Origin of the sequence: Bombilactobacillus bombi (genome assembly GCF_013607485.1) — a bacterium.
Classification (GTDB): domain Bacteria; phylum Bacillota; class Bacilli; order Lactobacillales; family Lactobacillaceae; genus Bombilactobacillus; species Bombilactobacillus bombi_A.
This window is the reverse complement of sequence record NZ_SCHP01000007.1, coordinates 56,561-68,086: the sequence shown is the minus strand read 5'-3', so window position 1 is coordinate 68,086 and position 11,526 is coordinate 56,561. Positions and strand designations below refer to the sequence as shown.

Sequence of the window (11,526 nt, the reverse complement as noted above, 5' to 3'; positions counted from 1 at the left end):
TCAAGTGTGTGTGAGCAAAAGAGGTCTTCTACTAATTATTTTGTCTTACTTCTAAAACCATGATGTAGTCCATTTTTTTATACCCCTTGGTCTTCTACTAATTATTTTGTCTTACTTCTAAAACATAAGGGACATGGAGTGGGAGCCCAGTGGTGGTCTTCTACTAATTATTTTGTCTTACTTCTAAAACGTTCATTTACTATTCTTCCAACAAAATCATGGTCTTCTACTAATTATTTTGTCTTACTTCTAAAACAGTATGCACTAAAAGCCCACACGGGCGCTAGGTCTTCTACTAATTATTTTGTCTTACTTCTAAAACCTGAAGATCTAAAAGGCTTAAAAGGTGGGTGGTCTTCTACTAATTATTTTGTCTTACTTCTAAAACGATTAGTCTGTTCCAAGTCTTGAATAATCTGGTCTTCTACTAATTATTTTGTCTTACTTCTAAAACCTTGTGAGGGGTCTTTCATCGCTTACCTGCGGTCTTCTACTAATTATTTTGTCTTACTTCTAAAACCCAGTTACCCGCTTACCAGGCTACCACGTTGGTCTTCTACTAATTATTTTGTCTTACTTCTAAAACGTGAAAGTTGGCGACCACGTTAAAGGCGGCGGTCTTCTACTAATTATTTTGTCTTACTTCTAAAACTGTCTAAATCTAATCCAATTTTAATATTCATACATAAACCCGTCGGCATCAATAGCAAACCGCGACAAGCCATGAAAGTCACCTCCTAAAATACGTGTATTATCAATTAGTATTATTTTAACATTTTTTGCATGCGCAACGTCAATAATTTCTTGAATATCTTCTAAATTAAAAATTGAATTCAAACCGGCTATGATAATTAGCGAAGCTAACTTTAATTCAGCAATAATTTCAATAATACCAACTACTTTATCCAAAACATCAGTCCATTCAAACATATCAATTTTTAAATCTTTAGAATCCAATAAGCTGCTAATGTCCAACTCATTTCGAAAAGATAATGGTATCTGCCAACCGGAAATTTCATTAAACAAAATCCGATTTAAATCTTGATTCAATTTTTGAATTTCATTAATTTGAATTTGTTCAAGAGACTTAATCATAATTTTAATAATTTTTTGTAAAGTATCTGAGCTGTTAATATCAAAAGCAAAAACATCAGTAATAACTTGAATATTACGATAGCTGATCGGTTGATCATTCTCATAAAAACGCAACAGCTTATGTTCAGATGCTAGATCAAAAATCACTTTGCGATACTCATATTTATTAGTCAAATAAAGGCTTAAAGCGGAATTGGGACAATCAAGGGGATCATTGGGATAATAAACTAACCTTAAGTTCATATAATAGTTAACCTTTCAAATTTATCTTCTAAAACATTCGGGTCTTTTCCCGTTAAATAATTAATATTAGCGTATTGTTTTTCTGTAATGATCAAAGATTGAACTAATCCCTTTGGTGGAGCCTGCTTGGCAATACGCTGCTCCATAAACTCGGCTGCAGGTTTATTAATTGCAATCCGCCCGTAGATAGATTCTTGAATCATCAAAAATCCTTCATTGATTAAAACCTTGCGAAATTGTCGGTAATTACGGCGATCAGCACTAGTATCAACTGGTAAATCAAACATTATTAATAATCGCATAATTCGCTGCCTCATTTCTTCTGCTCCGCCAAAACAAAAAGCACCAGTGGGCGTTTGTCTAACTCTCCATTCAAAAAATGTAGACAATTGCGCACATATTCTGTGATTGCATTTTGTAAAATCATTTGCTTCTCTCCAAAGGTTATTTCGGTATTTAATAAATCTACTAACTCTAACTTAGCGTACTTTAAATTAGGTTCATCTCTTAAATCATAAACCCGCTGATCTACTAGCTGCCGAAAGGGTTCCATCAAATCAGAAGACAGATTAAAGGTATTTTTAATACTATGATGGTGAATGCCCAATTCCGTCAAATATCCTTGTGCCACAATTTCTCGATTAAAGTTAGATAATAAAATCGAATAACCATAATTTAAGTAAGTGTTAATTTGAGATTCTTGCCCGCGGCTAAAATGGGGGCCAAATAAATAGGCAAAATATTTTCTGGCTACAACCGCTTCTCGGTTACTTTCATCATTGAACTCTAAATGATTAATTTCTGTTTGGATTTCTTCCACATCATTCAATAAACCTAGTTGAAGTAATAATTGATTTTGATTAGCCATTTTTTGGCGGACAATTTGTGTCCACAAGGCCTGCTTAGTAGGTAAAGGCCAATTGATTTGATTTTCAATCGTTTGATTACGATTATTATAGGCATAATACCCGCTAATTTCCGCACAGGGGTTATAATCGTTATTACAAAAAATTAGTTTGATATTATTCTCAACCAGCTTTTGTATTAAAAAGGCGGTTAAAGTCACTTGTGTACTCTGCAAAACAATCGTAGCAATATCAACTAAAGGAAACTCATACAATTGCAGATGATCAGTTTGTATTAATAATTTATTAGCTTTATAAGATAACTTGGAATGATTAGTAATCACAATTTGTCGCCAGGCCAAAAGTAATTCCTCCTTTACAATCTCCAAAAAACGTTTTATACTATTTGTGTTGAAGCAATTCAACACTTCTGCTAATTATTTTGTCTTACTGATTTAAAATAAATGTTTACATTAACTGCTCTTTTGAGTGGCCCTGCATGGGGCCTTTTTTGTTGCTTAAATTTATTTAATTAAGAATCGTTTTTCAAACAAACCTGTTGGTGAAGTATAGATAAAGTAAGTATCATTTAAATTTATACCGTTTGGCTTTCTGCCAAATACTGTAGATTTAGTACATCCAAATTCAATATTTTTAAAATTACCATTAAGAGCATTGGCATGAAGCATATTCAGCAATTGACTAATAATCTGTTGTTGTTTAGCCACATCACAAGCTGTAAAATCGGCAAAACTATCTTGTAGAGACTGATATTCATATTGATAAAATGGATAATATTTAGGCATTAATTTTAATATTTCCTGATAAACATCTTCAAAACTATAATTTAAATCAGCTATAATTTCTGTCACCACTGCTTTTTTAGAAGCAGTACGTGTCAAAAATTCATAAGCACGTGGAGAAAGTCCTAACTGTTGAAAATTTTGAATCTCAGTTGGCGAAGACAGGCATAATAACCCGACTTCTTTACTCCAGATAATTTGATACTTAGGGACTTTGGCTATTACTATTTCTAAAGACTTTTTATGCTTCACGTTTTGCAGCAGCCAGTTAATTAAAGTAACTTTTTTACTTTGTATTAATTTGTCTACATAAACTGGAATACCTACTAGTCTAATTTTTTTATTATCAATCTTAACTGCTGTTGAATATGCAGATTGTACACTTGAGTACCCGCCATAGATTTCCGGATCCCGATCTTGCTTTTGTGCAATGAGACCATTTTTAGCACCTGGAGCAAAGAGGGTTTCTTTATAAAAAGCACCATGATTATACTCAGTTTTGCGCGTAACATTAACTTGCTTGTATTCTAGAACTCGGCGTATGTCAGAGATTTGTTGTGCGGGCCAGATTATTTCACCATTTTCATCTGCTAAAGCTTGATTATCTTCGATATCATGCAACAAAAAACTATTATTAGTGAGTTGGTCTCTTTTATGCGGATCTTTTTCCAAACGCAAATCCTGCTTAACATGCGCTAAGAATTTTTGGTAATTATTTAAAATAAGTTCACTTTCTAAATCAGGGTATTGCTTTAATAAATAAGTTCCTACTATGTTTGCCAAGTAAGCATCATGAGCATGGTGAAAATCATTAATCTGCCGATTTTTATAAAGATTAAATTTGGAACGTAGTTCTGAACTCATCCCGGCCTTGACAGCTACTACTTGGGTGTTTTCTGCTTGGAAATAATTGTCAAAAATTGTCGCTACATTTTTAATAATTTGCCGCGTTTCTACTAATTGACGATTAATAAAGCCTTTTTCATTACCGGGCTTAATTTCCCGCCGTATTAAATTAAAGTATTTCTTAGGTCCCATTAAGCCCCACTTATACAATTGCTCCCAGCGGTTCTTATTGTGATTAATAATCTGATCGCTTAACAAAAGGCTATCTAACTTTCGCTGATTTTCAGACTTTAGAACCAAGGCCTTGTTTTCCAAAGAATCATCTTTGATATAGGATTGCGGTAAAATATGATCGACTTCATATTGCTGTAAATTGTTGATATCTAAAGGAGTATCAGAATAAAGGCTTTTACCTAATTGAGCAAAGTATAGATATAAGCGTTCATTTTCTAAATTGCCTTGATTGTCTGTGAGTTGTTCTAATAAGGCAGGTTGAACTTCTTGCACTTGTTTTTTGATAGTTTTATAAACATTATTTAAGCGATTATACCGGCTGATAGTGCGTTTATGTTTTTGACTTTCTAACGCTCCGCGGGCAAATTCAATAAAGATTTTCTCAGGTGCATGACCCATAACTTGCACGATATCCTGCACGATTAAAAAGGCTTGCCAAATCCCCCGTTTAATTGCTGGTGACCCAGCTAATTCATTGATAACATCAAGCATTGGCTTTTGGGCATTACTTTCCGCATTAATTTTGGTAATTTGTTCTTCAAAATTATACTTATCTGAATGTAATATTTGCATAAAGTTTTGATTGGTGGTCCAAAGTAAAGAAATAATACTTTCTTCGGTTTGCCCCGGTAAAGCGGCTAATAAATGGCGCGATAAGCGTCCCCATCCTTGATAACGCATATTGCTTAATTGGTCAATTTGCTTTTTGGTATAGTGATATGGTGAATTTTCTAATTTTAATTTTAAAATATGATGATCTTCAAAAACTGTCAGCCAAACTATTAATTCTTCTAGTTGTGCTTGATTATCCGGATTTTCCAGGAAGTCAGCTCCAAAAATCGGTACAAAATCATGATAGGTACTCAAAGAACTATTAAATTTGGTGGAGTCGCTGAGGCCTGTAATTTTCACTTGATCGGAAAAATAGCCGTTTTCAATAAGCCAATTTTGTAATCTTTTGACAGAAACGCTGCGATGAGCTTTAAAAACTTCATTATAAATACGCTGCTTTAACTCCACATCCCAATTAGGGCGATAATCTAATTTGACTTTATTTAACTCATTTAAAACCTCGTATTTTTGATATAAAAGGCTCATCTTGGGTAAAACTGGTTCTCCTAATAAATAGGTATCAGTAGCCGTCATTCGGCTAATGAACTTCATAGAAGACTGTTCTAAGTCAATTTTTTCAGTAAAATTCCAAGGATAAATTTTACCGTCGGCCTTTCGACTCATCCAGGCAAATTGACTATGCTTTGTATCTGTCAAAGGTCCCACATAATATGGAACGCGAAAACTTAATAGAGAGATTAACTTGTCAGCTTGCTCTCTTAAGAAGGGATAATATTGGCTTTGATTTTCAATGATTTTTTTTAATTCAATTAAGTGCAATTGATAAGGAATAGCACCATTATCCCGCGTTCTCTGCTTCAATAAATAGCTATCTGTAGCAATAGCGGCTAGAGCTTTTTGGGCTAATGTTTCTGGTTGAGCATCTTTTAAGAATTTAGTTATTTGCTTGTAAAATTGTTCGCGATCCATCTTATTATTATTGTGAATATAATTTGTGTATAAATCGCGTTGGTCACGTGCTGTAGAAGAGTCTGCCTGCTGCCACATTTGTTTGAGTTCTTCTAATTGCTGGCTGTGTTGTTCATAAAGTTCCACCCAGGCATCACTTAGATAAGTTTTGCCATTTAAAATTTGCGACAAGACAATTTCATTATAAATTTGATAAATCTTTTCTAAGAGGGCATTTTGGGTGTCAGTTAACTCTTCCTGCACTTGTTCTAACTTTGTATCCAAATTACTATCAGAAAATTTTAAGGCTAATTCATCTTTGCTGGCCACTTCGACATCTAAAATTACATCTAAATGGCCTTTATTGCCCGCCATCAACTTTAAAAGTTCGGTAATTTTGAGTTTATCACTTTTAGGAAAGTCTAATAATTTTTGTGCTTGGGAAACCTTAGTTGAAGCATTTATGCTCTTATCCATTAAAACATCTTCAATTGTGGTTAAATCCACCTCTAAGTTGTAGGCTTCAAGGGTCTGGCTTAATTCCGCTAATAAGTCATGTAATTGAGCTCCGGAGCTTTTAAGATTTTCTCCTTGGCTTTCATACAAAAAATTACCACGATACTTAATGAGATTATGCAAGGCTAGATAAATTAATCGGATATCGAATTTTTGTTCGGGATGATGGATCATAACAGAACGTAAATGACTGATGGTAGGATACTTTTCATAAAACTGCTTTTCACCATCTTCATCTTGAAAAACGATATGGTTAAAAAATTGATGCTGACCATCACCTTGAGCCACCCAAGAATAATTTAAGCGAGCAAAAAATTCTGGATCAACTTGATTAATGGCTGGAGCAAATATTTCTTTCAGCCATTCTAAACGCTGCTTACGCCGGTTTAAGCGGCGGCGTACCGAGCGATAGCCCCGCCGTTCTTCTGCAGTCTGACCACTATCAAAAAGGCGTACACCGAGAGCATTCTTTTTCTTTAACGAAAATAACCGATACTGGTCATCGGTTACTGCCCAGCCGACGCTTGCCGTTCCAATATCGAGACCGATATTATAATTATCTGATCTTTTTTTGTTTAAATTTTCCATAATGTTCTCCTTATAATTTTAAAATTCTTGTAATTGTTTACAAGTTTTAATTTACCGATGTAATTACATATAGTCAATAAGATCCCGCAAAAAAGCCCTTTCAAACTTCGTTATTATTCTTTGAAATGATTAATAGTATTATAATAAGGTTTTAAACAGAATTGATAAATTGACACGCAAGCGCTCTTTAATTAAACTAGTGCTATCAATAGAGGAGGAAATGTTATGTGCGGTATTATTGCATTTAGCGACCCAACAATTAACGACAAAGAAACAACTATTAAGTCTATGATGAAAATGATTCAGCACCGAGGACCTAATGTTAAGGGCAGTGGTTTTTATACTAATGACCAGATGGCCTTGGGCTTTCGGCGTTTAAGCATCATCGACCTACAAGGCGGTAAACAGCCGATTTATAATGAAGATCAATCAATTTTAATTACTTTTAATGGCGAAATTTATAATTATCAAGAATTACGTCAAGAATTAATTCAGTCAGGCCATACCTTTACTACTAAAACAGATACAGAAGTGCTTCTCCACGGTTATGAACAATGGGGCATGGAAGGCACCTTACAGCGAGTACGGGGAATGTTTGCCTACTTGATTTGGGATGACAACAAAAAGACCCTCTATGGTGCGCGGGATTTCTTTGGGATTAAGCCACTTTATTACTATCAAAAAGATGATACTTTTATCGTGGGTTCAGAAATTAAAGCTTTTTTAAAGCATCCTAATTTCAAAAAAGAACTCAATCAAGCTGCGATTAAGCCCTTTTTAATGAATCAGTATAACGACTTAGATGAGACCTTCTTTAAAAATGTCTATAAATTCCCTGCCGGGCATTGGTTCGAATTCCACGAGCAAGATTTACAGATTCATCAATATTGGGATGCCCAATACAAGATTAATCAGCAGCGTTCTTTCAGCCAAACGGTTGATGAAATTGATCAGACAGTTAAGGATTCAGTTAAATTACATCATATTGCAGATGTGCCGGTGGGCAGTTTTCTTTCAGAAGGTGTAGATTCAAGTTACGTTACTGCCGTGTTACATCCCCAAGAAGTTTTTAGCGTAAACTTCGACAATGGTCCTTATGATGAAGCTAGTGTAGCCAAAGAATTAGCTGATAAAGAGGGGTTACATTTTAATGAAGCTACTGTTAATGGTGATGAAGCATTTAATGATTTTGCGGAAATGCAGTATCACTTAGATGAACCAGATAGTAATCCGTCAGTTATTCCTCTTTGGTATCTTTGCCGTCTTGCCCGCAAAAAAGTTACTGTGGCTTTATCTGGCGAAGGAGCAGATGAATTATTTGCTGGCTATGTTAATTATGGAATGCATACCAAAAATACCATAGTTAAAATATTTGCTGATGGAATGCATCAACTGCCGCCTAAAGTTCGGTTACACTTGGCTAAAGGATTGAAAAAAATGCCTGATTTTCCAGGTAAGGTGCACTTATATACTAAGACGGCTCAACCGTCAGCTTATTATGTAGGAGAATCTTTGATTTACGATCCCGATCAGCCAACTATTTTCACATCCCAACAAGCTAATGATATTTTACAGCCGCAATATCAAAATGATTTGACTGTCCAAGGTATCTACAAAAAAGACTTTGCCAAAGTCAAAGATGCTGAAGAAGTTAAACAAATGCAGTACATTGACTTACATCACTTTATGCTGAACGATATCTTGCAAAAGGCTGACAAAATTTCAATGGCACATTCTCTAGAATTGCGAGTTCCTTTTTTAGACCGTAAAGTTGCTGAACTAGCTAATTCTATTCCTTCTAATATGTTAATCAATAATCATGATACCAAATATGCCTTTCGTAAAGCTGCTAACCGTCATCTTCCCCAGGATTGGGCAACTCGACCAAAACTAGGTTTTCCTGTACCTATTAAAACTTGGCTGCAAGAAGATAAATACTATCAACGTGTTAAGGCCTTATTCAGTGAGTCCTGGGTAAATGATATCTTTGACCAAACTAAAATCCTGCAATTATTACAAGACAATTACGAAGGTAAAATTGACGGCCGGCGGCAAGTTTGGAATATCTTTACTTTTTTAACTTGGTACAAACTTTATTTTGTAGATTTTGCAGCGACTGTTCAAAAATATGAACACTTACAACCTGATGTTCAACAATTTATGGATAATGGCACTTTGATCTAAGTATTTAGGTAGCAATCATTAAAAAATTAATTATTTTTAATGATTTGTTTAGCATCTGGCGTTGATTTATGATATCATTTTCACAGATTATATAATTGAGGTATAAAAAATGTTAATTAAATCTTTAGTCATGAAAAAACGCTTCTTAACCACCGTGAAAGAAACCGTTACGCTTCAACAAGCCTTAGACATTTTAGAGGACAGCGGTTATCGTTGTGTGCCAATTCTAGATGAAAGTGGGACTATTTTTCGCGGTAACATTTACAAAATGCATATTTATCGTCACAAATCGCGTGGAGGCGATTTGAGTTTACCAGTGACATATCTGCTCAAAAATGCCACTAAAACTATTCCCATCAATGCTCCTTTCTTTAAGGTCTTTTTCAATATCAAGGATCTGCCTTATATTGCAGTCTTAGATGAAAATAGTCATTTTTACGGTATTTTGACTCATACTAAACTTCTCAATATGCTTTCTGAAGCTTGGAATGTGCATACAGGCAGCTATGTTTTAACTGTTATTTCTTCAGGTCAAAGAGGTGAATTAGCCGAAATGGCCAGCATCATCAGTAAAGAAGTTGGAATTGCCGGCTGCTTAACTCTAGATGCGCGAAAAAATGCCTTAGTTAGAAGAAACTTATTTACCTTGCAGCCTAATGTCACTGCTGAACAACTTAAACAAGTTGTGAGCGAGTTAGAAGAGAATAATTATCGGGTTTCCGAAATCGATGATTTACAAAAGCAAACAGTGCTAGATAATCTACCTAATTAAAACTTCTATTATTCCATAACTAAAAAAAGGGATTAAGATATTTGGTCTTAATCCCTTTTTTATATGATTAACACTACCAAAATTCATGATTTGGCATTTAGTCACTCAATTTAATTTCAATAATATATTTATAAATGAATGCTGACTTTTAAAGCTTTATCCACTGCAAGCATTTTATCAGCTGACAAAGTAGTTACCTTTTCTTTTAAGCGCTGCTTATCAATTGTACGAATCTGTTCAGTCAAAATCACAGAATCCTTGCTAAAACCATCTGCAGTAGTAATACCCACATGAGTCGGCATTTTTGGCTTTTGAATTCGTCCGGTAATCGCAGCTACAATTGTCGTTGGACTATACTTATTGCCAATGTTGTTTTGAATAACTAATACAGGACGCATCCCACCTTGCTCTGAACCTACTACTGGTGATAAATCAGCATAATATACATCACCGCGCTTAATTAAAGTCCCCACTGTCGCTTCTGTCAGCCTCCTGTTCACAAATTAAAAAAGCATTACTTAGCTCTTCATTAATATCTGCCATATCTAAATAACCATGGATTAATTGGGCCGCAAAGTTCCCCTCACGCTGAAAAAAGTTTAATAAAGCTTCATCAATTACCCAATTAATATCACAAGCATTCTCATCAGTATACTTCTGTAACCGTTCAACAAGTTCAGCATCTAGACGAACTGAAAAATCTTTTTGAATATCGGCCATGGCTAATTCCCCCTCCTGGTATTTTCAACATTAATATACCATTAATGGGAGATTAATTCACGTACTTTCGAACAATTCGATCTGATAAATTGCAAATGATTTCATAATTGATAGTTTGGGCATACTTAGCTGCCGCTTCAACGCTTAAATGAGCTTGATGGTCTACACCAATTAAGGTGACTGTGGTTCCTAAAGGATACAACTTAGGTACCTTAATCATTAATTGATCCATACAAACACGTCCAACAATCGGACAAAAATGGCCTTGCACCAGCACATAGCTGCCACTCATCCGCCGCAGCCATCCATCAGCATACCCAATAGGTACTGTTGCAATAATTTCTTCACTTGGAGCGGTGTAAGTCGCTCCATAACCAATTTTTTGACCCGCAGCAACCTTTTTAATATGCACAATTTGCGACTTAAGAGACAAGGCCGGCTGTAAATCATAAGGTGGCTTAATGGCAGTTCCAGATGGATTCAATCCATATAAAGAAATACCTAAGCGAATCATATTGCTTTGACAATCTAAATGCCATAATGAAGTGGCCGAATTGGCACAATGAACATATTTAAATTGAATTGGTAAATCAGCGGTTAATTCTTTAAATATTTGCACCTGTTGTTCAAAATAATCAGAATCAACTTCATCAGCAGTCGCAAAATGAGTAAAAATCCCTTCCGGAATCAAGAAAACTTGTTGTGAAATGAAGTCACAGGCACAAATAACACTAGCTTTATCGGTAAAACCTATGCGTCCCATTCCGGTATCTAAGGCTAAATGAACTTTTAAGGGTTGACTCAAAGTAGCAGCAGCTTCTTGAAGCCAAGATAAGGTGGCAACCGTTAAAGAAATATTATTTTGAGCTGCTAAATTAGCCTGAGCTACAGGAGTAACTCCTAGAACCAAAATAGGTTGGGTGAGCCCTGCTGCCCGTAATTCTAAAGCCTCATCTAAAACCGCCACACAAAAGCCATCAACGCCAACTTGGCTTAAGGTCTGAGCAACCTCAAGCGCTCCATGACCATAAGCATTAGCCTTTACTACTGCAAAAATGCTAGTTTGAGAATTTAATAATTGACGTTCCTGCAATAAATTATTTTTAAGAGCTTGCCGGTCAATAATTATTTCTGTTGGCCGATGTATTGCTGGTTTCAT

Annotated in this window: 9 protein-coding genes and 1 CRISPR repeat array; of the genes, 2 read left to right on the top strand and 7 right to left on the bottom strand. The window is 35.2% G+C overall.

Annotation, left to right across the window (positions count from 1 at the left end):
• Positions 1-22: 22 nt before the first annotated feature.
• Positions 23-652: a CRISPR direct-repeat array (repeat unit 36 nt; unit sequence GGTCTTCTACTAATTATTTTGTCTTACTTCTAAAAC).
• A 20-nt stretch (positions 653-672) separates the two neighbouring features.
• The 4 genes from csn2 to cas9 all read right to left on the bottom strand — a co-directional run bounded on the left by csn2 (position 673) and on the right by cas9 (position 6,691).
• On the bottom strand, positions 673-1,338 hold the full coding sequence (csn2, locus tag EQ827_RS03320; protein ID WP_181189564.1) for a type II-A CRISPR-associated protein Csn2: 666 nt from the start codon (positions 1,336-1,338) through the stop codon (positions 673-675).
• Positions 1,335-1,640 (bottom strand): CRISPR-associated endonuclease Cas2, encoded by a 306-nt coding sequence (gene cas2 / locus EQ827_RS03315; RefSeq protein ID WP_181189563.1) that lies wholly within the window; start codon positions 1,638-1,640, stop codon positions 1,335-1,337. Before cas2 ends, csn2 begins: the two co-directional genes overlap by 4 nt.
• An 11-nt stretch (positions 1,641-1,651) precedes the next feature.
• Entirely contained in the window at positions 1,652-2,545 is an 894-nt protein-coding gene (gene cas1 / locus EQ827_RS03310; protein ID WP_181189562.1) for a type II CRISPR-associated endonuclease Cas1, read from the bottom strand.
• Between the two features lie 162 nt (positions 2,546-2,707).
• On the bottom strand, positions 2,708-6,691 hold the full coding sequence (gene cas9 / locus EQ827_RS03305; RefSeq protein ID WP_181189561.1) for a type II CRISPR RNA-guided endonuclease Cas9: 3,984 nt from the start codon (positions 6,689-6,691) through the stop codon (positions 2,708-2,710).
• 225 nt (positions 6,692-6,916) lie between these two features.
• Between cas9 and asnB the strand changes: the two genes are divergently transcribed.
• Positions 6,917-8,875 carry an asparagine synthase (glutamine-hydrolyzing) gene (asnB, locus tag EQ827_RS03300; RefSeq protein ID WP_181189560.1) on the top strand — a complete coding sequence of 653 codons (1,959 nt, stop codon included), beginning with the start codon at positions 6,917-6,919 and terminating at the stop codon, positions 8,873-8,875.
• A 109-nt stretch (positions 8,876-8,984) separates the two neighbouring features.
• Positions 8,985-9,647 (top strand): cyclic di-AMP binding protein CbpA, encoded by a 663-nt coding sequence (cbpA, locus tag EQ827_RS03295; protein WP_181189559.1) that lies wholly within the window; start codon positions 8,985-8,987, stop codon positions 9,645-9,647.
• Positions 9,648-9,775: 128 nt separating this feature from the next.
• On the opposite strand, the gene EQ827_RS03290 is transcribed toward cbpA, so the two are convergent.
• Genes EQ827_RS03290 through alr form a run of 3 tightly spaced genes read right to left on the bottom strand, consistent with a single transcriptional unit; the run spans position 9,776 to position 11,526 of the window.
• A complete protein-coding gene (locus EQ827_RS03290; protein WP_181189558.1) occupies positions 9,776-10,120 on the bottom strand; it encodes a type II toxin-antitoxin system PemK/MazF family toxin in 345 nt (114 codons plus the stop codon).
• Positions 10,104-10,367, bottom strand: a complete 264-nt coding sequence (locus EQ827_RS03285) for an antitoxin (protein ID WP_181189557.1) — start codon at positions 10,365-10,367, stop codon at positions 10,104-10,106. The genes EQ827_RS03290 and EQ827_RS03285 overlap by 17 nt, the downstream gene beginning before the upstream one ends.
• A gap of 52 nt (positions 10,368-10,419) precedes the next feature.
• The gene (alr, locus tag EQ827_RS03280; protein WP_181189556.1) at positions 10,420-11,526 is read right to left on the bottom strand and encodes an alanine racemase; all 1,107 of its coding nucleotides are present in this window, start codon (positions 11,524-11,526) and stop codon (positions 10,420-10,422) included.

What these genes read in the sequence shown, in the direction of transcription:
- csn2 (WP_181189564.1), bottom strand. Translation starts at nt 1,338, where the DNA reads ATGAACTTAAGGTTAGTTTATTATCCCAATGATCCCCTTGATTGTCCC.
- EQ827_RS03285 (WP_181189557.1), bottom strand. Translation starts at nt 10,367, where the DNA reads ATGGCCGATATTCAAAAAGATTTTTCAGTTCGTCTAGATGCTGAACTT.
- cas9 (WP_181189561.1), bottom strand. Translation starts at nt 6,691, where the DNA reads ATGGAAAATTTAAACAAAAAAAGATCAGATAATTATAATATCGGTCTC.
- cbpA (WP_181189559.1), top strand. Translation starts at nt 8,985, where the DNA reads ATGTTAATTAAATCTTTAGTCATGAAAAAACGCTTCTTAACCACCGTG.
- asnB (WP_181189560.1), top strand. Translation starts at nt 6,917, where the DNA reads ATGTGCGGTATTATTGCATTTAGCGACCCAACAATTAACGACAAAGAA.
- alr (WP_181189556.1), bottom strand. Translation starts at nt 11,526, where the DNA reads ATGAAACCAGCAATACATCGGCCAACAGAAATAATTATTGACCGGCAA.
- cas2 (WP_181189563.1), bottom strand. Translation starts at nt 1,640, where the DNA reads ATGCGATTATTAATAATGTTTGATTTACCAGTTGATACTAGTGCTGAT.